The 485-nt window shown below is 58.8% G+C and carries 1 pseudogene; it reads right to left on the bottom strand.

Annotated features, from left to right (window positions below):
* Nucleotides 1–482: pseudogene (locus J5M71_RS27700) on the bottom strand (beta-(1-3)-glucosyl transferase); the annotation flags it as partial.
* Nucleotides 483–485: the final 3 nt, after the last annotated feature.

Here is a 485-nt window from a genome sequence, read left to right as displayed (position 1 = left end):
GCGCGCACCCGATCCAGCAGAACAATCAGGGCTTCCGGGGTGATCTCTTCGCGAAACAGCGCCTCGTTGCCGACCACCACGCGCACGACGCTTCTGGAGGTGTTGGCCAGCTCGATGGCTTTGGTGATTTCCCGTTCGTTGCGTTCCTGGTCCGGGCTTATCCAGATGCCGAGGGTGACACGCAGGCCGAATTCTTCAGCCAGTTTCGGGATGTCTCCAAGCGAGCCGTCGACCGAATAGATAAGAATGTTGTCGGTCAGCTTGCTCATGATTTCCCGGTCACGGCGCATTTCGTCGTCAGACGGATACTGATCCTTCTGTGGGAATTGCCCCGGCTGGAATGGCGAATACGAGAGACCGGAGATTTGCTGCGGCCAGTTCGGCGCCGTGACCGGGCGATTGACCAGCGCCCAGAAACCGGTGAACAAGGCAGCGATGGCCAGCACCACCACCAGGTTGAGTCCAAATTTACGCGATGACATAGC

The organism is Pseudomonas sp. 43(2021), from assembly GCF_017490805.1.
Taxonomy (GTDB): domain Bacteria; phylum Pseudomonadota; class Gammaproteobacteria; order Pseudomonadales; family Pseudomonadaceae; genus Aquipseudomonas.
Note: the sequence above shows the minus strand (reverse complement) of the source record. Positions and strands in the feature narration are given on the sequence as shown.